The sequence below is a fragment of the Lysinibacillus sphaericus OT4b.31 genome, assembly GCF_000392615.1.
GTDB classification, from domain to species: domain Bacteria; phylum Bacillota; class Bacilli; order Bacillales_A; family Planococcaceae; genus Lysinibacillus; species Lysinibacillus sphaericus_B.
Genome location: NZ_KB933398.1, coordinates 2,872,196 through 2,894,781, shown reverse-complemented (window position 1 = coordinate 2,894,781; position 22,586 = coordinate 2,872,196). Strand labels below are relative to the sequence as shown.

23 protein-coding genes, 1 pseudogene and 2 riboswitches are annotated in these 22,586 nt (G+C 41.1%); of the genes and pseudogenes, 19 read left to right on the top strand and 5 right to left on the bottom strand.

Annotated features, from left to right (window positions below; genetic code table 11):
* Positions 1–213: 213 nt before the first annotated feature.
* From H131_RS13295 to H131_RS13280, 4 genes are read right to left on the bottom strand one after another with little or no spacing between them, the layout of a single operon-like run.
* Positions 214–1,053: an energy-coupling factor ABC transporter ATP-binding protein gene (locus H131_RS13295; protein ID WP_010859682.1), complete on the bottom strand. Its 840-nt coding sequence runs from the start codon at positions 1,051–1,053 to the stop codon at positions 214–216.
* A complete protein-coding gene (gene cbiQ, locus H131_RS13290; protein WP_010859681.1) occupies positions 1,050–1,826 on the bottom strand; it encodes a cobalt ECF transporter T component CbiQ in 777 nt (258 codons plus the stop codon). The genes H131_RS13295 and cbiQ overlap by 4 nt, the downstream gene beginning before the upstream one ends.
* Before the next feature lie 3 nt (positions 1,827–1,829).
* Positions 1,830–2,102 (bottom strand): energy-coupling factor ABC transporter substrate-binding protein, encoded by a 273-nt coding sequence (locus H131_RS13285; protein ID WP_010859680.1) that lies wholly within the window; start codon positions 2,100–2,102, stop codon positions 1,830–1,832.
* A 1-nt stretch (position 2,103) separates the two neighbouring features.
* The gene (locus H131_RS13280) at positions 2,104–2,850 is read right to left on the bottom strand and encodes an energy-coupling factor ABC transporter permease (protein ID WP_036130297.1); all 747 of its coding nucleotides are present in this window, start codon (positions 2,848–2,850) and stop codon (positions 2,104–2,106) included.
* A 142-nt stretch (positions 2,851–2,992) separates the two neighbouring features.
* Positions 2,993–3,177: riboswitch (cobalamin riboswitch) on the bottom strand.
* 246 nt (positions 3,178–3,423) lie between these two features.
* A riboswitch (cobalamin riboswitch) is annotated at positions 3,424–3,602 on the top strand.
* A gap of 137 nt (positions 3,603–3,739) precedes the next feature.
* On the opposite strand from H131_RS13280, the gene H131_RS13275 reads away from it, so the two are divergent.
* The 19 genes and pseudogenes from H131_RS13275 to rnz all read left to right on the top strand — a co-directional run bounded on the left by H131_RS13275 (position 3,740) and on the right by rnz (position 21,141).
* Positions 3,740–4,111, top strand: coding sequence for a (2Fe-2S) ferredoxin domain-containing protein (locus H131_RS13275; RefSeq protein ID WP_010859678.1), 372 nt, complete (start codon positions 3,740–3,742; stop codon positions 4,109–4,111).
* 4 nt (positions 4,112–4,115) lie between these two features.
* Positions 4,116–5,786, top strand: coding sequence for a precorrin-3B C(17)-methyltransferase (gene cobJ, locus H131_RS13270; protein WP_010859677.1), 1,671 nt, complete (start codon positions 4,116–4,118; stop codon positions 5,784–5,786).
* Between the two features lie 14 nt (positions 5,787–5,800).
* Complete coding sequence (locus H131_RS13265) at positions 5,801–6,709, top strand: sirohydrochlorin chelatase (protein WP_010859676.1); 909 nt, start codon at positions 5,801–5,803, stop codon at positions 6,707–6,709.
* Positions 6,706–7,467: a precorrin-6A reductase gene (gene cobK, locus H131_RS13260; protein ID WP_010859675.1), complete on the top strand. Its 762-nt coding sequence runs from the start codon at positions 6,706–6,708 to the stop codon at positions 7,465–7,467. The genes H131_RS13265 and cobK overlap by 4 nt, the downstream gene beginning before the upstream one ends.
* Positions 7,468–7,479: 12 nt before the next feature.
* Positions 7,480–8,139 carry a precorrin-8X methylmutase gene (locus H131_RS13255; protein WP_010859674.1) on the top strand — a complete coding sequence of 220 codons (660 nt, stop codon included), beginning with the start codon at positions 7,480–7,482 and terminating at the stop codon, positions 8,137–8,139.
* Positions 8,139–9,272 (top strand): cobalt-precorrin-5B (C(1))-methyltransferase, encoded by a 1,134-nt coding sequence (locus H131_RS13250; RefSeq protein WP_010859673.1) that lies wholly within the window; start codon positions 8,139–8,141, stop codon positions 9,270–9,272. Before H131_RS13255 ends, H131_RS13250 begins: the two co-directional genes overlap by 1 nt.
* Positions 9,229–10,449, top strand: a complete 1,221-nt coding sequence (locus H131_RS13245) for a bifunctional cobalt-precorrin-7 (C(5))-methyltransferase/cobalt-precorrin-6B (C(15))-methyltransferase (protein ID WP_010859672.1) — start codon at positions 9,229–9,231, stop codon at positions 10,447–10,449. Before H131_RS13250 ends, H131_RS13245 begins: the two co-directional genes overlap by 44 nt.
* Positions 10,442–11,149, top strand: coding sequence for a precorrin-2 C(20)-methyltransferase (gene cobI / locus H131_RS13240; protein WP_010859671.1), 708 nt, complete (start codon positions 10,442–10,444; stop codon positions 11,147–11,149). Before H131_RS13245 ends, cobI begins: the two co-directional genes overlap by 8 nt.
* Positions 11,149–11,934: a precorrin-4 C(11)-methyltransferase gene (gene cobM / locus H131_RS13235; RefSeq protein WP_010859670.1), complete on the top strand. Its 786-nt coding sequence runs from the start codon at positions 11,149–11,151 to the stop codon at positions 11,932–11,934. The genes cobI and cobM overlap by 1 nt, the downstream gene beginning before the upstream one ends.
* A complete protein-coding gene (locus tag H131_RS13230) occupies positions 11,927–13,048 on the top strand; it encodes a cobalt-precorrin 5A hydrolase (protein WP_010859669.1) in 1,122 nt (373 codons plus the stop codon). Before cobM ends, H131_RS13230 begins: the two co-directional genes overlap by 8 nt.
* 11 nt (positions 13,049–13,059) lie before the next feature.
* Positions 13,060–14,427: a cobyrinic acid a,c-diamide synthase CobB gene (locus tag H131_RS13225; protein ID WP_010859668.1), complete on the top strand. Its 1,368-nt coding sequence runs from the start codon at positions 13,060–13,062 to the stop codon at positions 14,425–14,427.
* On the top strand, positions 14,420–15,058 hold the full coding sequence (locus tag H131_RS13220) for a precorrin-2 dehydrogenase/sirohydrochlorin ferrochelatase family protein (RefSeq protein ID WP_010859667.1): 639 nt from the start codon (positions 14,420–14,422) through the stop codon (positions 15,056–15,058). The genes H131_RS13225 and H131_RS13220 overlap by 8 nt, the downstream gene beginning before the upstream one ends.
* The gene (gene cobA / locus H131_RS13215; protein ID WP_010859666.1) at positions 15,055–15,822 is read left to right on the top strand and encodes a uroporphyrinogen-III C-methyltransferase; all 768 of its coding nucleotides are present in this window, start codon (positions 15,055–15,057) and stop codon (positions 15,820–15,822) included. The genes H131_RS13220 and cobA overlap by 4 nt, the downstream gene beginning before the upstream one ends.
* 231 nt (positions 15,823–16,053) lie before the next feature.
* Entirely contained in the window at positions 16,054–16,614 is a 561-nt protein-coding gene (locus H131_RS13210; protein WP_010859665.1) for a nitroreductase family protein, read from the top strand.
* Between the two features lie 13 nt (positions 16,615–16,627).
* Positions 16,628–17,164 (top strand): cob(I)yrinic acid a,c-diamide adenosyltransferase, encoded by a 537-nt coding sequence (locus tag H131_RS13205; RefSeq protein WP_010859664.1) that lies wholly within the window; start codon positions 16,628–16,630, stop codon positions 17,162–17,164.
* A 130-nt stretch (positions 17,165–17,294) separates the two neighbouring features.
* The gene (locus tag H131_RS13200; protein ID WP_010859663.1) at positions 17,295–18,794 is read left to right on the top strand and encodes a cobyric acid synthase; all 1,500 of its coding nucleotides are present in this window, start codon (positions 17,295–17,297) and stop codon (positions 18,792–18,794) included.
* On the top strand, positions 18,791–19,627 hold the full coding sequence (locus tag H131_RS13195; RefSeq protein WP_010859662.1) for a class I SAM-dependent methyltransferase: 837 nt from the start codon (positions 18,791–18,793) through the stop codon (positions 19,625–19,627). Before H131_RS13200 ends, H131_RS13195 begins: the two co-directional genes overlap by 4 nt.
* A 294-nt stretch (positions 19,628–19,921) precedes the next feature.
* Positions 19,922–20,101 (top strand): annotated as a pseudogene (locus H131_RS23765) (IS3 family transposase); the annotation flags it as partial.
* Positions 20,102–20,208: 107 nt separating this feature from the next.
* Positions 20,209–21,141 (top strand): ribonuclease Z, encoded by a 933-nt coding sequence (rnz, locus tag H131_RS13190; RefSeq protein WP_010859660.1) that lies wholly within the window; start codon positions 20,209–20,211, stop codon positions 21,139–21,141.
* Positions 21,142–21,427: 286 nt separating this feature from the next.
* On the opposite strand, the gene H131_RS13185 is transcribed toward rnz, so the two are convergent.
* The gene (locus H131_RS13185) at positions 21,428–22,342 is read right to left on the bottom strand and encodes an EamA family transporter (RefSeq protein WP_010859659.1); all 915 of its coding nucleotides are present in this window, start codon (positions 22,340–22,342) and stop codon (positions 21,428–21,430) included.
* Positions 22,343–22,586: the final 244 nt, after the last annotated feature.

The window sequence follows — 22,586 nt, the reverse complement described above, 5'->3', positions numbered from 1 at the left end:
AAATATTTTTCCAAGAATTTATATTTAATAGAGACCGACTTCACATCTTTGATGCACAGGTGTAACGGTTCTTAATAAGAGAGAACCGTACGTACAGTGGTGGAGTCACCCTCTACTAGATTTGTGAGATAGGAATCAAGGAACGTCGATTCAAGTACAGGTGAAAGGCCCGCAATTAAAGTCCGAAAAATGCTATGTTCCTAAAACATTGTCTTAAAGTTGTTCAATAAGTCTTTGTAAATCTTCCTGCGAACGCGGTATCGTAATATTTTTCTCAAATAGTTTTTTGTGTTGTAAGGCCAACGCCATTTCAAAGACCCATGGCCGTTCAAGGTGGGCCTGTTCAAGTAAATCCTCTTGATAAAACAGGGCTACTGGATCGCCGTTATAAATAATCTTCCCGGCCACCATAACGATAATTTGATCTGCCCATTCATAAGCGAGTGAAATGTCATGGGTTGCTAGTAAAATGGTTCTGTCACCATCTTCTAATTTGGCTAGGTATTGTAAAACTTGTGCAGCATAATAATTATCGAGCCCTGCAGTTGGCTCATCTAATAATAATACGGATGGTTCCATTGCTAAAACACCTGCCATGGCCACACGTTTTTTCTGCCCTACACTCAAAAAATGAATCGGTTTATCAAGCAATGCTGCAATTTCAGTTTGTACAACGGCCCATGCTATTTTTTCTTCAATTTTTTCAGCGGCCCAACCAAGATTAAGTGGCCCAAATGCAATATCCTGCTTCACTGTCCCAGAAAAAAGCTGATTATCGGCATCCTGAAACACAATACCAACCTGTTGCCGTAATGCCTTTAATTCTTTTCTGCTATAGTGAATTTCTTTGCCGCAAAATGCTATACTACCAGCGGTTGGTTTCAAAATGCCATTTAGATGCTGAAATAACGTTGATTTTCCTGCACCATTATGTCCAAGTAATGCAATCTTTTTGCCTTTTGGAATTTGAAGGGTAATATCGGTTAAAGCATAGGTTCCATCTGCGTAAACGTAGGATAATTGTTTTAGTTCAAAATATAAATCTGTCGTCATGTGAAAAAACCTCCATAAATGATGAGGAATATAAAAATAACAGCAATACCTAGCCAGTTTTTCATGCTAGGGGTAAAATTCTCTTGCCAATAGACTGTTTCACCACCGCGTGCCTGCATTGCATTGTTGAGCTCACGACTTCGTTGGAACATCTCTGCGAATAACGCTGCAATTAGCATTGAAATTGAGCGTAACCATTGCATCGGGGAACGGTAACCTAATCGAGCCTGCTGGGCAAGATGAATTTTTTGCATACTGTCTAAAAAAATAAAAATAAAACGATACGTTAATTCTACTAATTCAACAAATAGAACGGGAAGCCGCCATTGTCGTAGAACATAGCAAATAGATTGTACCGATGTCGTAAGAATTAAAAAATACAGACAGCTAATGCTGCCAAGGACGATGAAAAAAAGCTGCTGCGCTGTTTCGATGCTCGCACTGCCAATAAAAATTATCCAACCACCTTTGAGTGAGTATGACCAAAAGTGTGTAGGAAGTGTGCTAGGTGAAGGCACAATAGAAAATAAAATGGATACTAAACTAGTAAGTAAAAAGAATCCTGGTAGTAGTAATAACTTGGCAAAATACATAATGGGAATTTTTGCACCGACAATGATAAAAGCACTCATCACAATAAATGTAATGAGTGAAATTTGTTCATTTCTCATGATAAGCGACAGTAGTAGAAGACCAAGGGAAAGCGTCATTTTTTCTAGCGGATGAACAGATGCTAGCTTATTCATATAAGCATACTTATCAATGAGTAGCATCGCTTAACCTTCTTTATGTTTGCCACGCATGTAGCCGATGAAATAGCCTATAAAACTAGCACCAAGTGCGGCTTGAAGAACGAATAACAAGCTCTCAATTTCACCACTTGGTGGCTCCCAAAAACTTTCGAACCACGGCTCGTATTCGGCATTAATTTCACCAATTGCTGCTTCCGCTTCGCCGTCTGCTCCACCAAATTCTGCACCTTTTTGTACAAATAGCGGAATGATTGCCAATAGTACAACAATTGCTAATAGTAGTAAGTTTTTTTTCATGTTAATGTGCCTCCTTAGCTGAGAAAACACGTAAAGCTTTTAATTCACTGATATTATATTTTTTCAAGAAATTCATAATGATGACAGTTAAAATACCTTCACTAATTGCGAGAGGAATTTGCGTTAATGCGAAAATACCTGCGAATTTAGTAAATGAAGCCATAAATCCGCCTACTTCTGATGGGAAGGCCAGTGCAAGTTGAACAGAAGTCACAACATATGTACCTAAATCACCAAGCATTGCTGCAAAAAATACCGCCAGTGAAAAAGATAGACCGATTTTTTGAGCACCTTTAAAAACGAAGTAGGCGATGAATGGCCCCGCTACAGCCATCGAAAAAGCATTTGCGCCTAATGTTGTAATACCGCCATGAGCTAAGAGTAAAGATTGGAATAATAAGACGATCGTTCCAATGACGCTCATCGCTAATGGACCAAATAATACAGTTCCCAGGCCAACACCAGTTGGGTGCGAACAACTTCCTGTAACCGATGGAATTTTCAGTGCTGATAAAACGAATGCAAAAGCACCTGAAAGACCGAGAATCATTTTTGTTTCAGGGTTTTCATCGATTGTTTTACGGATTGAACGTAATCCTAAAATAATAAATGGGATCGAGACGACCCACCAGAAAATCGCCCATTCAATTGGCAAAAATCCTTCCATGATGTGCATGGCAAATGCTCGATTTGGCACGAGTAAAAATGCCAGTAAGAAATAACTAAGCTTCCAACAAGAAAATTTCAAAATGGCTCCTCCTTAAAATAAAATGTCGAATGTAGCGTGCGCAATAAAAAAAAGCACTTCTCCGATATAGGAAAAGTGCATAGCTGAAAAAGCAAATAGAATGTTAATCTGCCAAGCCGCACACCTATCCTCGTAGGTTGAAACGATCACGTGTTTTTCGGCAGGTCTCCTGGCTTTAGTTCGACATTTTATAGGCCTTCCCATCCTTTGGACAGTGACATTTATCTATAAAACTCCCTAGTACAGTGGCGGGACCGCGCCGGACTTGAACCGGCTTCCCTTTTAAGCGAAATGTAGACACTTCGCACCGAAAAAGATGAAGTTGTGAGATTTCACGACAAAGTGTAACATAATTTTCCATAAATAAGCTATCTCTTTTTATTAAAATTTTTTTAATTGAGCTTCAATATAGAAAATTATGATAAATTAAAGGGCAAAACCACATTTTTGCCTGAAATATTTGTTGAAATTTTACTAAAAATTTCACAAATTAAAAAAGAATTGTTGAAATTTATAAATAATAAGCTATGATAGAAACAGTTTTCTATTACGTTTTATACAATTAAAATTTCATATAAATACATCTATAAGTGCTCGATAGTATTCGAGATAATAGGGAAATCGGTGTGAATCCGATACAGCCCCCGCTACTGTAATAGCTGATGAAATCGTAAAAGCCACTAGTATAACTGGGAAGGTGCGAAAGTAAGAAGAAGCTTAAGTCAGGAAACCTGCTTAGTTGATGGCATGCAAACTTTTCGGAGGGAGAAGTTGAAGCGAGAGCGAGTACCTATATATTCGTTTTTATTTGGCTTCTACAAGACCTTTACTCTTCGTTTAGAGTGAAGGTCTTTTCTTTTTCCTAAAAGCAAATGAGGGGAGCAACACAATGACAACTTGGAACTTAGAAGGAATGAAAACGCATCTTTTTATTTGCAATGGCAGTAGCTGTATGAAAAAAGATGGCGAGGAAATTACCCAAGCAATACGTGATGAAATACAGGTACAAGCACTCGATAAGGAAATACATACGACAAGAACACGCTGTAACGGCAGGTGTAAGGATGCTTGTGTTGTCATCGCTTATCCACAAGGAAATTGGTATCGTGTGCCAACGACAGAGCATGCGAGGGCGCTCGTGCAAGACTTACACCACGAGACTTTACATAGTGAACATGTGTTCACACTTCGTGAAGGTACGTTACAGCGTACAGCACAAACAACAGCTATAAAAGGTATTGAAAAGGTGAAAGAGGGGTAACGAAATGGCGCAAAAAGGTAAGATTTTTGTTGTGGGCTTTGGCCCCGGTGATTTTAAACATATTACAACGCGAGCTGTGGAGGCATTACAACAGAGTGATTTTATCATCGGCTATAAAACGTATGTTGAGCTCATTCAAGATTTAGTGACGGCCAAGTCGATTGTTAGTACAGGAATGACCGAAGAAGTTTCCAGAGCGCAGGAAGCTGTGCGGCAGGCAGAGGCAGGTAATATCGTGTCTGTCATTTCCAGTGGTGACTCAGGTGTGTACGGGATGGCTGGGCTTGTCTATGAGGTATTGATTGAGCTTGGTTGGACAGAAGCAACAGGTGTTGAAGTAGAGATTGTTCCTGGTATTTCTGCTATTAATTCATGTGCGAGTTTACTAGGTGCGCCGATTATGCATGACTCCTGCACAATTAGTTTAAGTGACCATTTAACGCCATGGAATCTAATTGCCAAACGTGTGGAAGCTGCAGCGATGGCCGATTTTGTGATTGCACTTTACAACCCGAAAAGTGGTCGACGTACACGTCAAATCGTAGAAGCACAACGCATTTTACTAGAATACCGATCTCCAGATACCCCAGTGGGACTCGTGAAAAGTGCCTATCGTGATCGCCAGGAAATTACCATGACAACATTAGCTGAGATGCTTGAACATGATATTGGGATGCTCACAACGGTCATTATCGGAAATTCATCTACATTTTTCTATGACAATAAAATGATTACACCACGTGGCTACCAACGTAAATATACACTTGGAGAAGAAAAACAGCCACTACGTCCACATCAGCGTCTGAAAGAAGAAAATGAACCATGGGCGATGAATCAACAAACAGGAACAGCGCGTGCTGATTTTGAGGCTGACCCGAATGCAGGACGTAGCAAGCCCAGTATAGCGATAACGCCTATGGCAACGCTAAAAAAATCATCACTTGAAATGGCTGCAACAGCTCTTGCAATGGTAAAGGGCACAAGTGCAGGGCATGCAACACCTAAGCTTGTACAACAAAAAATTGAAACCATTTTTGAATTAGCCGTAAGTCCAGGGGTGGCCAATAAGTTTTTCACGCCGCAGCAAATGACGGCGTTAGCACAAGTTGTCGGAGAAGAAGGAACGATGGAATATACACCTGATCATCAAATCCATTTGAAAATTCCAACGGCAGAACCCGATAAGATAACAACAAAATTACGTGAAGTGGGTTTTTTGTTAGCCCCTATTGGTGATGTACTGTCATTAAAAGCATGTGATTTTTGTTATGGAGAGAAAGCAGATTCTATTCCATATGCTGAGGAAATTCAAGAAAAGCTAGGTGGTTTGTCTTTACCCAAAACGCTAAACATCGGCTTTAACGGCTGTGGTATGGCATGCTACCGTGCAGTGTTTGATGATATTGGTATCGTCTATCGTAAAAGTAAATTTGATGTCTTTATCGGCGCTAAACCAGTTGGGCGTACAGCGCATGCTGCACAACCTGTTGTAGAAGGCTTAGAACCTGAACAACTTATGCCACTTATTACAGACATTATTGAAGAGTACAAAGCTAACGCGCACCCAAATGAGCGCTTGTTTAAATATTTCAAACGTGTGAAAAAAATATTGCATTTTACGTATCAAGATATGTCTTCAAAAATAAAAGTAGAGCCAGCTCCGTGCGGCGATTAGTGAGGAGAAAAGAGATGAAAGCTATTTTATTTGTTGGCCATGGTAGCCGTTTAGCAGCAGGAAATGATGAGGTACGCACATTTATTGAGCAAATGACTCCTCGGATTGATGACAGCTTTTTAGTAGAAACTTGCTTCCTTGAGTTTGCTTCGCCAAACATTGAAGAAGGCATTACGAATTGCGTGAAGAAGGGTGCTACAGAAGTACATGTAATTCCAATCATTTTACTGCATGCTGGACATTCCAAAATGCATATCCCGGCAGAAATTGAGCATGCGCGAGAACACTATCCAAATATCACGTTCACATATGCTCAAACAATTGGTATTCATGATGAAATTTTTGCCATTCTGGAAGATCGTCTAGCAGAAATCGGCTTCAATGCACAACAAGAAGAACCTAAAGATACCGCGATTCTTTTAATTGCTCGTGGTGGTAGTGATCCTTATGCCAACGGTGATTTTTATAAAATTACTCGTTTACTTTGGGAAAAGCTCCCTGTACCTTACGTGGAAAGTGCCTTTATGGGCGTAACAGATCCACGTGTTGAAGAAGGAATTGAGCGTTGTGTGAAGTTGGGGGCGAAAAAAATTATTATGTTGCCGTACTTTTTATTTACAGGCATCCTAATGGAACGTATGCATGGCATGTGCCAGCAATTTAACGAAAAATATCCTGACTGTGATATTGAAATTGCTAATTATTTTGGCTATCATGAGCGCCTACAAAATGTGCTATTAGAGCGCATAGAGCAAGCTGTGAATGGTACATCTACTGGCATGCAAGATTTAGAAAATTACCGTGCTTATGCTGCGGTACATGGTCATGCACATCACCATCACCATCATGATCACGGACATGACCACGACCATGACCATGACCATGACCACCACCATCACCATGAAGAGGAGTCAGTAAAATGATTTTCATGTTAGCGGGGACGAGTGATGCAAGGAATCTAGCACTGGAATTGCAGTCTGCTGGACATAAAGTGACTGCGACCGTGGTCACTGATTCAGCGGCTTCAAGTCTTACAGAAGTTGGTCTTCCACATTTAGTTGGCCGTTTGACGGCTGACGAAATGGCGACGATTTTAATAGAAAAGGGCTATCAACTTGTTGTAGATGCCTCACACCCATTTGCCGAAGAGGCTTCTAAAAATGCGATGGCAGCAGCTGAAAAAGCAGGTGTACTCTATATTCGCTATGAACGTGCCCATGAGCACTACGCACATCCTCTCATCACAGTTGTTAAAGATTATGAGCAAGCGGCGCAACTAGCAGCAAAAAAACGCGGTGTCATTATGTTGACTACAGGCAGTAAAACGCTAGCGACGTTTACCAAAGTATTGCATGGTCTAGAAAATACGCGGGTTATTGCGCGGATGCTTCCTCGCCTTGATAATATGGAAAAATGTGAGGCACTTGGTGTGGCTCAAAGAGATATTGTTGCCATCCAAGGACCATTTTCAAAAGAATTAAACGAAGCACTTTTCCGTCAATATGACGTCACTTTGATGATTACAAAAGAAAGCGGGAAAGTTGGTTCAGTTGATGAAAAGCTTGAGGCTGCACTTGCTTGTGGCATTGAAACGATTTTAATTGCTCGACCAAATATACAATACGGCCAACAGTATTCCAAGTTTGAGGATGTACTGCAAGCTGTTCAAAACATACTCTAGGAGGCAATACAAATGGATTTTAAAACAGATTTTAAACCATTAACAGTAGACCCAGATAAAATTTATGATTATAGTTTCGCAATTATTGCAGAGGAAATGGGTGAACATAACTTTACAGAAGATGAGTGGAAAGTTGTTCGTCGTATTATTCATGCATCTGCTGATTTTGAGTTAGGTCGTAGTGTCATCATTACGCCAGGAGCATTAGAAGCAGGGGTAAAGTCGATCCTTGCAGGTCGTCACGTGATTGCAGACGTACAAATGATTGAAAGTGGTTCAGGGAAAAAACGTTTCCAAAAGCATGGCGGGGATTTACATTGCTATATCGCAGATGAAGATGTTTCAATCGAAGCGAAAAAACAAAATACAACACGTGCTATTATTTCAATGCAAAAGGCTACAAAATTACACGAAGGCGGTATTTATGCCATTGGCAATGCACCGACAGCATTACTTGAGTTAATTCGCTTGATTAAAGAAGGTTTAGCTAAACCGGATTTAATTATCGGTATGCCAGTTGGCTTCGTATCAGCGGCTGAGTCCAAAGAGGAGCTATTAAAGCTAGAAGGTATTCCGTATATTACAAATGTTGGCCGTAAAGGCGGTAGTACAGTGACGGTAGCCGCATTGAATGCCATTTCAATTTTAGCGGACGAACAGGCGAAAAAGTAATGGAGCGGAAGCCAAAAAAGGATCCCAAGGACATGCGTCACGGTTATACAACGGGAGCCTGTGCAACTGCTGTTTCAAAAGCTGCATTACTAGCATTGATTACAAATGAAGAACAGGAAACGAGCACCATCCATTTACCAATAGGGCGTGATGCAACGTTTACAATCGAAAAATGTACATTTGCTAGTAACACTGTAAGCTGTGAAACGATAAAAGATGCCGGTGATGATCCTGATGCTACACATAAGGCGCTCATTATTGGCACAGTAAGCTGGGCTGATACACCAGGTATTCATTTAGATGGAGGAATTGGAGTCGGGCGAGTGACAAAGCCCGGCTTACCAGTTGCTGTCGGGGAAGCTGCTATTAACCCTGTACCGCGCAAGATGATACATAGTACTGTACAGAGTGTACTTGATGAGTTTCATATAGAACGTGGCGTGAATGTCGTTATTTCCGTACCAGAGGGTGAGGAAATTGCAAAAAAAACGTTAAATGGAAGACTCGGCATTATCGGAGGCATTTCCATTTTAGGCACAAGGGGAACCGTCGTGCCTTTTTCGAGTTCAGCGTATATGGCAAGTATTGTCCAAGCCATCAGTGTGGCAAAGGCTGCTGGGTGTGAACATGTAGTGGTGACCACAGGTGGACGCAGTGAAAAGTATGCAATGGCACAGTATCCTGAATTGCCAGAGGAAGCATTTATAGAAATGGGTGATTTTGTCGGCTTTACGTTAAAACATTGTAAACGGCTTGGCATCAGGCAAGTATCACTCGTTGGGATGATGGGGAAGTTTTCAAAGGTTGCACAGGGTGTCATGATGGTGCATTCAAAAAGTGCTGCTATTGACTTTAATTTTTTAGCGCAATTGGCAGCAGATATTGGTGCAGATGAGGACACAATTACCGAAGTAAGAGAAGCCAATACCGCTTCACAAGTTGGTGAAATTATGGCGGATAAAGGCTATGATGACTTTTTTCATCATTTATGTGAGGCATGTTGCTATTCATCGATACACCATACAAGGGGCGGTTTGACGCTCTCCACATCGATTTACTCGATGAAGGGACAATTATTAGGAAGGGCTGATGACATTGCATCGATCGATGAAATTAATTGGGATCGGGGATAATGGACAAGAAAGCTTATTGCCACAGTACATGCAGTGGATTGAAAACTGTGAAGTACTCGTTGGAGGTGAGCGTGTCCTTGATTTTTTCCCGAGCTTTACAGGAGAAAAAGTTGTCATTAAGGGTGGTCTTTCAACGCTTGTTGAAAGGTTAGCGGCAGAAACACGAAGAACAGTTATTTTAGCGTCGGGCGATCCATTATTCTATGGCATCGGTGGTTATTTAGTGAAAAAACTAGAAATCGAGGTTTATCCATATATGAGCTCGGTGCAACTTGCGTTTTCAAAAATGGGCGAGAGTTGGCAGGATGCCTATGTAGCAAGTATTCACGGCCGACCAATGAAGGGCTTAGCACAGCGCATTGACGGCAAAAAGAAAGTAGCGCTACTTACTGACGCTGAAAATAACCCAAATGCATTGGCACGTTATCTGAAGCATTTTGGTATGACGGAATACCGAGTGTTTGTTGCAGAAAATTTACAAGGTAATGAAGAAAAATACGGCTGGTATTCTCTTGATGAATTAGAAACAGCTGAATTTTCTACGTTGAATGTTGTCATTTTACAGCAAACATCAGCACCCAAACGCTATTCACTAGGTATTGATGATGAAGAATTTTCGCAACGTAAGCCAGATAAAGGGCTTATTACGAAAAAGGAAATTCGTGTGTTAAGTCTACAGGCTATGCAGTTACAAAAAGATAGCATCATTTGGGACGTTGGCACTTGTACAGGGTCAATGGCTATTGAGGCTGGCAAACTGTCACCAGAGGGGCAAATATTTGCGGTGGAAAAAAATGCACCCGATTTAGAGAACTGCATGCAAAACCAGCAGAAATTCCGTGTAGATATGACGGCTATTCATAGTAAAGCACCGAATGGACTAGAAAATTTCCCGGATCCAGATGCGATTTTTATTGGTGGTACAGGTGGCGAAATGGTGGAACTTTTGCAGATGTGCTGTTCACGTTTGAAGCCTAATGGTCGCATCGTCTTAAATGCAGCAACGATAGAAAATTTATATAAGGCGGTTGAAGCGTTTAAAGCTTGTGGCTTTGCTGTCGATATTTTGCAGGCGCAATTGGCACGTAGTAAGCCGATTTTAGATATGACCCGTTTTGTCCCATTAAATCCGATTTATATTATTTCGGCACATCGAAAGGAAGAAAATCATGAGTAATCTTGGTATTTTATATGGCTTAGGTGTAGGCCCTGGCGATCCAGAGTTAATTACAGTAAAGGCATTCCGTGTCATTCAGGAGTCGCCGGTTATTGCCTATCCGAAAAAAATGAAGGGCAGTAAAAGTTATGCGCATCGTATTGTAGATGTGTACATTAACCCAGAAGAGAAAGATATGCTTGGTCTCGTGTTCCCAATGACAAAAGATGAGGCTGTGTTAGAACGAGAATGGACAAAATCCGTGGAACTTGTCTATGGTAAGCTGCAAGAGGGCAAGGACGTCGCGTTTGTGACAGAAGGGGACCCCTTATTATATAGTACATTCATCCATATGATGAAGCTTATGCAAGATAGGCATCCAGAGGTGGAAATTCGTACAGTGCCTGGTATTTCTTCATTTAATGGCTCAGCGTCGCGACTAGGTATTGCCCTAGCAGATGGTGATGATCGTGTGGCGATTATTCCAGCACATGACAATTACGGTGCTATGCGTGAAGCAATTGAAAATCATGATGCGGTTGTTTTCATTAAAGTTGCAAAGGTTATGGATTTAATGCTGGAGGTACTGCGCGATTTAGATTTACTTGATAAGGCATCGGTTGTGACCAAAGTAACGTCTGACGAAGAAATCATTTGGGATGTTCAAGATTTAGAAGGCGTCGCTTTAGAATATTTAACATTAATGGTGGTGCGTAAATAATGAAGAAAATTTTTATTGTCGGTGCTGGCCCTGGTGATCCGGATTTAATTACGGTGAAGGGTTTACAGATGTTACAAACAGCGGACGTTGTCATGTATACAGATTCCCTAGTAAATGAAGATCTAATTGCAAAAGCAAAACCTGATGCAGAAGTTATTCGTACAGCAGGTATGCATTTAGAGGAAATGGTTGCGGTAATGGTAGAGCGTGTCAATGCGGGCAAAGTAGTAGCACGCATGCATACAGGTGACCCTGCCATGTATGGTGCCATTATGGAACAAGTAGCACTTTTAAAAAAAGAAGGCATAGGTTACGAAGTCATTCCTGGTGTTAGCTCAGTATTTGCAGCTGCTGCGGCAATCGGTGCGGAACTTACAATCCCAGATTTAACGCAAACGCTTATTTTAACACGTGCTGAAGGGCGCACACCTGTACCAGAGTTTGAAAAGTTACGTGCTTTAGCAAGCCATCATTGTACGATTGCGTTATTCTTAAGTGCAACTTTAACTAAGAAAATTATCAAAGAATTGCAAAATGCAGGATGGGCGGACGATACACCCGTGGCAGTGATTCAACGTGCTTCTTGGCCAGATCAAAAAATTGTGCGCACGACATTAGTTGAACTAGATGAAGCGATGCGTGTTAATGGCATTCGTAAACATGCAATGATTTTAGCGGGCTGGGCATTAGACCCGAATATTCATGATAAAGATGAATACCGTTCGAAATTATATGATGCGACCTTTACGCACGGCTTCCGAAAAGGTGTGAAGACAAGTGATTAAATTGCAAGAGGGCGTTTTACCAGAAGTTGCTCAACGTAATCCTTATGCGGTTGTGGCGATTACCAAGCACGGTGTACAAATTGGACGTAGACTACAACAAACCTTTGCGCAGAGTGATTTATATTATATGAGTAAATTTGAGCAAGGCGACGAAGCAGAGAAGCATATTCAGCTGTTTTCTGGTACCGTGCGATTGCTATTGCCTACATTATTCAAGCAGTATAAAGGCTTAATTTTAATCATTTCACTTGGTGCGGTTGTACGCATGATTGCGCCAATTTTACAGGATAAGAAGACAGACCCTGGTGTTGTAGTCATTGATGATCGTGGGGAAAATGTCATTAGTGTACTATCAGGTCATTTAGGTGGTGCCAATGAGCTTACTCATGAAGTTGCAGCGGCCCTTGGTGCAAATCCAATTATTACAACGGCTTCGGATGTCCAAAAAACAATTCCTGTTGATTTATTTGGCGCACGCTTTGGTTGGGTGTGGGACAGTGCAGACAAGCTTACGCCTGTAAGTGCCTCGGTTGTTAACGAGAAGCATGTCGCAATCGTACAAGAAACTGGTGAACGTGATTGGTGGATGCGTGATACCCCTATGCCAGAGCAAATCAAAATATATCCATCGACGCAAACCGCGATAGAGGCGAAACCTCATGCAACGTTATGGATTACTGATCGTATCATTGAACCGGAGGAAGAAGTGCTCCTTGAGAATGGCGTGATTTATCGTCCAAAATCGATTGTGCTAGGTATGGGCTGCAATCGTGATACGTCACTTGAAGAAATCGAACAAGTTATTGATGAAACACTCGCAGAATTAAAATTATCGAAAAAAAGTGTCAAAGCTCTTTGTACGATTGATTTAAAAAAAGACGAACAATGCTTCATTGATGTGACAAAGAAATATGACTGGGAGTTCATCACATATACACCAGCACAATTAAACGAAATCAATTTCCCATCACCGTCTGAAACGGTATTTAAATATACAGGTGCATACGGCGTCAGTGAGCCGGCTGCTATGCGCTTTGCACAAGTAGAATCGCTCGTGCTACCAAAGAAAAAATCAGGGAACGCAACAATTTCTGTAGCGAGATTAACATTTTAAGGAGGGAGCCTATGCAAACGAATCGCTTTGTACTTGCTGGAACTGGTAGTGGTGTTGGTAAAACGACGTTTACAATTGGTCTAATGAAGGCATTACAGGAAAAGGGGAAAATCGTACAGGGCTTTAAATGTGGTCCCGATTATATAGACCCTAGCTATCATACAGCGGTGACTGGACGTGTGTCGCGTAATATCGATAGTTGGATGTTTTCGCATGATGCCGTGCGTGATATTGTGGCACGTGCCAGTATGGATGCAGATGTTTCGATTATTGAGGGTGTTATGGGTTTCTATGATGGTAAAAGCCCATTATCTGATGCAGGATCAGCCGCAGATGTAAGTGTCATTACCGAAAGTCCGGTTATTTTAATCGTCAATTGCGCAAGTATGGCTCGAAGTGTGGCAGCAGTTGTAAAGGGCTTCCAAATGCTATCTGATAAACCGAATATTGTGGGCGTCATCGCGAACCAAGTCGGAAGTGTCGGTCACTACGAAATTGCCAAAGCGGCGATTGAGCAGGAATGTGGTATTCCTGTCATTGGGTATTTAAAACGCGAAGCAGGCATTGATATTCCAAGTCGACATTTAGGGTTAATTCCTGCTATAGAGCGTGGTGAGCTTGCTTCGTTTTTTGATAAGCTAGGCGCTTTAATGGCCGAAACGATCGATTTAGAGACATTGCTTGAATTAACAAAGGCACCTGTTCTAGAAGAAACAGGTGATTTATTTGAACAGCACGAAGATCAACATATTCATATTGCCGTGGCAAAGGATGCTGCATTCAACTTTTATTACGAAGAAAATCTGGCCCTCCTGCGCGCAAAAGGGGCTACGCTACAATTTTTCTCACCTTTAGCCAATGAGCCTGTACCAGTTGAGGCTGACGGTCTATATATTGGTGGGGGCTTTCCAGAGGAATTTGCCGATACACTTGCAGGCAATACCATAGCAAAACAGTCAATTCGTGAGGCCATTAACAAGGGTTTACCAACTTTAGCTGAATGTGGGGGTTTCATGTATTTGACACAAGCCATTACGAATAGTGATGGCGAACGTTATGACATGCTTGGTATTATTCCAGGTGAAGTAGCAATGCAAACAAAGCTTGCGGCGCTTGGCTATCGTGAAATTACCGGCAAGAAAGCAAACTTTTTAATCGGTGAAGAGGAAGAAGCAAAGGGACATGAATTCCATTATTCACAATATAGCGGGACACATGAAACGCCTGCCTATGAAACAAAAGGGCGCTTTGGCACAAAACAAGAGGGTTATCAGGCAAGCAATTTAGTCGCTGGCTATACGCATTTTCATTTTGTATCCAATCCAAAGCTTGTCGAGAACTGGTTGGCAGCTTGTAAGAAGGTGAAAAATTTTGACTAATTACTTTCCAATTCATATAAATATCGAATATAAAACGGTAGTAATTGTTGGAGGAGGACATGTTGCAACGCAGAAGGTGGCGTCTTTGTTACCGGCTAAAGCCAATGTAGTTGTTGTAAGCCCAACATTGCACGAAACATTACTGCCTCTAGCAGAATCTGGTCAAATCACATGGCGTGACAAGGTATTTGAACCGCGTGATTTAGATGATGCATCGCTCATCATTGCGGCAACAAATGATACTACCGTGAATGAAGCCGTACAGGAAGCGGCTCAACATTGGCAACTATTAAATCGAGCAGATGCACAAGGCGAAAGTAATTTTATTACACCAGCTACTATACGCCGTGGCCCTCTTGTATTAACAGTTTCAACATCAGGTGCAAGTCCCTCTTTAGCTTGTAAAATAAAGGAAGATTTAGCCGAGCAATTTGATGCAGTCTATGAAGACTACGTATGCTTTTTACAGCAGGCACGATTAATGGTTGTTGCTAAGTTTGAAAAGGGCGATAAACGACGGGCAGCGCTGCAAGCATTACTTGAGCCAAACTTACTAGAATGGACTCGTAGTGGAGAGATTGATAGACGTGAAGCTTATTTACAACAATTATTGACGGGAGAATCGCCATGAAGGACGGAATAGTGTATTTAGTAGGAGCTGGTCCTGGAGATCCAAAGCTCATCACGGTGTATGGGCTTGAATGCATTCAAAAGGCTGATGTCATTGCATATGATCGTCTTGTAAACCCAAAATTGTTAGAATCTGCAAAGCCGGATGCTGAACTAGTATACTGCGGTAAATTGCCTGGTAAGCACCATCTTATTCAAGATGAAATCAATGAGCTCCTTGTCCGAAGGGCACAAGAAGGCAAAATCGTAACCCGCTTAAAAGGTGGCGATCCATTCGTCTTTGGTCGCGGAGCAGAGGAAGCCGAAATATTAAAAAATCATGGCATTGCTTATGAAGTAGTGCCAGGTATTACGGCAGGAATTGCAGCACCAGCTTATGCAGGAATACCTGTAACGCACCGAGATTTTGCCACAAGCTTTGCGCTTGTAACAGGACATGGTCGTGAAGAAAAAGGCCAAGACTTTTTAAATTGGCCAGCACTGGCAACAGGAATAGATACAGTAGCATTTTATATGAGCGTTGGTAATATTGCCTACATCTCGAGAAAATTAATCGACAATGGACGTAAAGCAACTACGCCAGTAGCTGTTATTGAGTGGGGAACGACCGACAAACAGCGCACAATCACAGGGCAACTAGATGAAATTGCTGACATTATTGAACGTGAGGGCTATCATAATCCTTCCATGATTGTTGTAGGGGATGTTGTCAATGTCCGCGACAACATTCAGTGGTTCGAAGAGCAAGGTCTCACTTTAACATGATTCAGTCAAAGTCACCTACCTCAACATAGGGTGCTATGAACGGAAGTTAAGTAAGTAAGTAAGTAAGTAAGTAAGTAAGTAAGTAAGTAAGTAAGTAAGTAAGTAAGTAAGTAAGTTGTTGTTTAATCCAGTGACTTAAAGAAAACCCTCCGGCAAAAATCATTGATTTATGGCGATAACAAAGCGACAGAGATAGGCGCCGGAGTGTAGCGGAAATAAGGGGGAACAATCATGACAGTCATCGAAGCGTTAAGAAATCGACGAGCAATTCGAAATTATACACCACAGCCTGTTGAACAAGAGAAAATCGAACAAATTTTGCAAGCAGCTACTTTTGCACCTAATGACCGTATGCGTGAGCCTTGGCATTTTTTTGTGATACAAGATGAAGCCATGAAGCGCTATGAAGAAATGGCTAATACTTATTTACAGGAACGTTTTCCAACAAAGCCAAACCTAGTAGAAAGCTCATTAAAAGTAGTACAAACAACGCCTGTTGCAATTGTTGTGACAGCAGATATTGTAGAAGGTGATGCAGATGCAACACAAGACAATGTCTTTGCAGTTTGCAGTGCCATTATGTCCATGTGGTTAGCAGCTGAAGAACAAGGACTAGGATTTGTATGGCGTACACGAGGCGTTGGACTTGTCCATGATGCACGTATGCATACATTTATCGGTGCGAGTGACAGTCAAAAGGTAGTAGGGACAATATTCATTGGCTATCCGGAAGAGCAGGAGCTAAAAGACAAAAAGCGTACGCCATTTGAAGAAAAAACAACGTGGCTTTAAGGGGGCATGAAGCATGGCTAGAAAAGGCTTGTTTTTAGTATACACAGGTGAGGGCAAGGGCAAAACGACAGCTTCACTTGGTGTGACGTTACGTGCAGTTGGTCGTGGTTTAAACGTGAGATTTATGCAATTCATTAAATCACCAGAGCGCACGTATGGCGAGCAAATCGCCCTTCGAAAGCTTGGCGTGGAAATGGAACAAATGGGCATAGGCTTTACTTGGACAAAAACGCCAGAGGAGCATCGCGCAGCTCTTGCAAAAGCTTGGAAAAAAACAAAGGCTGCTTTGCAAGACGACCGCATTGATTTACTTGTACTAGATGAGTTAAACAATGCATTGGCTATTACCAAGTTTCCGATTGATGATGTGCTGCCATTAGCTGAAGTCATCGAAGCGATTAAACAGCGACCTACAACGATGCACCTTGTAATAACGGGGCGTAGTGCAAATCCAGCGCTTATTGCAATGGCGGATTTAGTATCAACAATTGATGCGACAAAGCATTATTATGACGAGGGTATCCCAGCAGTTAAGGGACTTGAATTCTAATTAGATGTCCAGAGCGGTTTGTCACATCTAGAGGTGTTACGAGAAATAGGAGGTTTATGTTTTATTCAGACGGTGTTGAGATACTGCCTGAATAAATAAACTTTCTGTAAAAGTGATGGGAGGAAAGAGTGTGCCAGCAAAATCAATTATGATTCAAGGAACAGCTTCTGATGTCGGAAAAAGCATGATTTGCACAGCCTTATGCCGTATTTTTTCTGATGCGGGGCTAAAGGTAGTACCCTTTAAGTCTCAAAATATGGCGCTTAATTCATTTGTGACGGTGGATGGTGGTGAAATCGGCCGTGCGCAAGGTGTACAAGCAGAAGCTGCGCGTGTTATTGCTACAACTGACATGAATCCTATTTTATTAAAACCAAAGCAGGATATGGTGTCTGAGGTCATTGTACATGGCAAGCATTTTTTGAACATGGACGCGAAAAGTTACCGCAATAAATTTGTGCAGGAGGCGATGCCCATCGTTGAAAAATCTGTACGAACATTACAAAATACATATGATGTGATTGTGCTTGAAGGTGCAGGTAGCCCAGCAGAAATCAATTTAAAGGATCGCGATATCGCGAATATGCGTATGGCTCACTTAGCTGATGCTGCAGTTGTTTTAGTTGCAGATATTGATCGTGGTGGTGTGTTTGCGTCAATAATCGGGACATTAGCATTGCTCGATGATGCCGAACGTGCGCGCGTGAAAGGGCTAATTATTAATAAATTCAGAGGGTTGCGTGAGTTACTCGATGATGGTATTGAATGGGTGGAACGTGAGACAGGCATACCTGTGTTAGGTGTCGTGCCATATGTAGATGTCAATATTGAGGCAGAGGACTCACTTGCATTATCGTCATTACGCTTCAAAAAGCCAAAGCCAGGAGAATTTTTGGTGGATATTGCCATGATCCGTTTGCCGCGAATTTCGAATTTTACAGATGTAGATCCCTTTTTTGATGAACCAGAAGTGGGTGTGCGATTAATTGGCAATGTTGCAGAGCTTGGTACTCCTGATTTACTAATACTCCCAGGTACAAAAAGCACGATGGATGATTTAGCATGGTTAAAGGCACAAGGTTTTGATCGAGCTATTGCCAACTTACGTGCACGTGGTACCAAAATTATTGGTATTTGCGGTGGATTCCAAATGCTTGGTGAAACGCTACTTGACCCTGACGCTGTAGAAGGGAATGGTGATCCCGCACAAGGCTTAGGACTACTGCCTATGGAAACCGTTTTTGTAGGGGATAAAAAGACTGTACAAATGACTGGTACACGCGGTAATGATACATTCACAGGCTATGAAATACACCTTGGGCGCACAAAAATTTTGCGTGATGAGGTATCACCATTTTTGCAGTTAGTAGATGGTCGTGTGGACGGAGCAGTGAGTGCGGATGAGCAAGTTATCGGCACATATTTCCACGGTTTGTTCCATAATCGTACCTTTACTCGACAGCTAGTCAACGACATACGTGTGGAAAAAGGCCTTGCTGCGCTACCTAGTGATGTGAAAAGCGATGCAGAGCGTAGAGAAGATGCTTATAACATGCTTGCTACCCATGTACGGGCCAATTTAGATATGGAAAAAATATATGACATGTTGAATATAGAGGTAAGCGTATGACACGAAAAGGGCCGTTAGCCATTAATTATGAGGCATTATGGCAAGAGGGTATGAAGGATTGGCAAGGGCAAATGCCTGAGCGAATGGTGAATGATCATTTAGAAGAACAGTTTTGGTCGCAATCGATAGCACGCAAAAACACTGGACAAACAGACCCCTATGCGGCACAGATCTTTGCAGAAATTAAGGGAAGTATTCAGCCAGAACACTCAGTCCTTGAAATCGGACCTGGTTGGGGTAATTATACGTTTCCACTTGCTGATTATGTTCGAGAGCTTACCTGTGTTGACAGTTCAGCAAGTATTCTCACGTACTTACAAAGTTGCTTACAACATGAGGAACATGTTTCTTATGTCCATGCAAAATGGGAAGAGCTTGGTGAAAATGACATTCAAACACATGATATTGTAATCGGTGTGAATTGTTTTTACCGCATGTATGAAATCAAAGCGGCATTAAAACATATGAATCGTCTTGCTAAAAAGCGTGCAATTATCGGGATGACGACAGGCCCGATTCAACCGCATTACGAACTATTACATACCAAATATGGCTATGATATCAAGTTCCCACGAAGAGATTATATTGAGTTTTTGAATTTGTTATATGAAATGGATATTTATGCAGAATGCAAAATAATACCGCTGAAACGCGTATATGAATATGATACGTATGAGCAACTTGTTACAACACAGAGTAAAAAAATATTGAATACTGATGTTAAAAGAGCACATATCGAGGATTCTCTCGCACCGTTTATAGAAGAAAAGGATGGTCGTTATTACTACCGTCATGACTTCCATGCTGCACTTGTATCTTGGGAGCCAAAATAAAGTGAAACTTCAATCCATGGGGGTTATCTTCATCCCCCACGGATTGTTAGTTGAACCAATCGGGCTTTTACGGTTAGTTGATCGCCCACCTAGTTGACTCGTTCTCATCTATCAACTTGAGGTGGGCGTCTTACTGACTGTTAATGCGCGATAAAGGAAAAACCTTTGGGAAGCTTGTCACTGAACTGCGCCCCAATTGTTAGACACAATCTAACAATTGGAGGTGCAGTTTTTCTATGGTCAAATATACTGTCGAAAATAAATTACAAGCTGTTGAGCGTTACTTAAGTGGAAATGGAGAATTTCTTTGGAATTATGAAATCTGAATTCCTTTACATGAGGGAATTTGAAAGTATAGAGAATTTTAAAATAGAATTAGAGAAATATATCAATTACTATAATACGAAACGGATTAAGGCAAAATTAAAAACGAGTCCGGTGCAATACCGGACTCGTTTTACCCAATCTGCCTAATGAAATAACCGTGTCTAACTTTTAGGGGTCACTTCACACCAAAGGTTTTTCTTATTTTCAGCAATAAGGTACAATAGAACGACAGAAAAAGAATTGAGGTGGCATATGTGCAACTACATTTTTTAGGGACAGGCGCAGGCATGCCTTCGAAAGAGCGCAATACGAGTGCTCTAATGGTCAAGCTTCTAGATGAAATTGGTGAGATGTGGCTTTTTGATTGTGGAGAAGCGACACAGCATCAAATATTGCATTCATCCTTAAAGCCACGTAAAGTTACGAAAATTTTCATCACCCATTTACATGGCGATCATATTTTTGGCCTACCAGGATTTCTAAGTTCTCGCTCCTTTCAAGGAGGAGATGAGCCATTAACGATTTTCGGACCAGCAGGGTTACAGCAATGGGTGGAGCAGACATTTGCATTGTCAAAAACACATTTAACGTATCCACTACAATTTGTAGAAGTACAGGAAGGTGTCATTTACGAGGACGCACACTTTACTGTACGAGCCGGTGAATTACGTCATGTAGTTCCATGTTTTGGTTACCGCATAGAACAAAAGGAATTACCGGGAGAATTGCTTATGGAGAAAGTCCAAGCTTTAGGCGTTCCAAAGGGTCCACTGCTCGGACAGTTAAAGAGGGGGCACGATATTGAGCTTGAAAATGGCACAATGATTAAAGCAACTGATGTTGTAGCACCTCCGAAAAAAGGCTTCACACTTACTATTTTAGGTGATACAAAGTACTGTGAAGAAGCGGTATTGTTGGCGGAGCATGCAGATATTGTGATTCACGAAGCGACCTTTGATGGAGATACAGTGGGATTGGCTGCAAACTATGGACATTCTACAAATGTGGAGGCAGCTATGGTTGCTAGTCGAGCAAATGTGAAATTTTTACTACTCAACCATTTGAGTGCACGATTTTTGCCGCATGATTTACCAATTTTCCTAGCACAAGCCCAAGAAATTTTTCCGCAAACTGTCCTAACTTCCGATCAGATGGTGTTCACTTGGAGTAATGATGAGTTACTTTAATATATTTTATTTTGCTAAAATTGTAGTATCTCTTTTATAAGTCGAGTGAGTGAAAAACACTTTTTTATAGGTATAGGTTCGGGATTTTACCGTATCTATACCTATTTTATTTGGAATGGAACTTACCTTACAGTTGATTGTCAGTTTATAATTTGTAGTCAACCAATAGTTGTATGCTAAAGAGTTAGACTCAACATTTAAGCGATTTAATTGAAATCCGATTTCTGCATTTAAATTTTTTTTGACGTGTTGCTTTATTATGGTTAGCGCTCACCAAAAATTCTACTTAAAACTCAATTGTTTCTTCAGGAAAACGGCTTTGTTTTTTCTCTTTTCGTACTTTTAGAATTTGAGGTATGAAAATTCCGAATAAAATACAAACAATTCCAATCCACTGTAAAGGGGATACCACTTCATGAACAAGTGTAATAGAAGCGATAACTGCTGTTGGGAGTTCGACAGCTCCTAAAATTGTTCCAAGACCTGTCCCTACCTTTGGTACACCGATGGAAAAACAAATGACTGGTACAACTACACCAAAGAAGCCAAGGATTAAAGCATATTTCCATAATCCGGCCTGCAATGTACCATCAATCAAATATGTCGGTGGAAATATTAAGCAAACGAAGAGTGTAGCACTCGTTGTCATAAGAAAGCTTTTTGAGTAGATTGGAACATCAGTAGAAACACGTCCACTTGCAAATATATATAAGGAAAAAGTTATAGCTGCTAATAACCCAAAGGTGATTCCTTTTATAGATAATTCTTGTCCTATTCCATCAAATATACCTCCAGCAAATATCGTTCCTATAAATAAGATGAGGATGGATAATAACTTTTCTCGACTTGGAAAAGTTTTGTTAGCAATTGCTTCAATAAGCACGCCCATCCAAGTGAATTGAAATAATAGAACAATAGCAATAGATGCAGGTAATTCTTTTACAGAAAGCCCATAAAAAATACTGGTTAAACTCATTGTCATCCCAACAGCCAATAAAGAGAATACATTTTTTAGGGTTACTTTATAGCGAGAGAAGAACATAACGAGTAATAATAATCCAAACCAGCCAAATACATATTGTCCACCTAAAAGTGCAGGAAAAGAAAATCCATTTAAAAAACCAATTTTAAGAATGGAAGAAAGAATCCCATAGCTACAGGCACCTAATAAAACGATTAATGAAAACTTTAATTTATTCAAAAAAACCCCTCCAAAAAAATAAAAAACCCCGCCGTCTATTAGTAGACGACGGGCGAATGAAACAGAGTTAAAACTCTACAAAATTTCGCCACTCACAAGTTAGTGTGAGTTTGCGTATCAAATTATGAAAATTGTAAACAAAAGTTACAAAGGTGTCAACTACTATATTTATGTAGACAAGTGGAAGTAGGAGATAGTTGGTCGGCACTCTATGAGAAATATAGTGCGTTTAATAGATGATTTA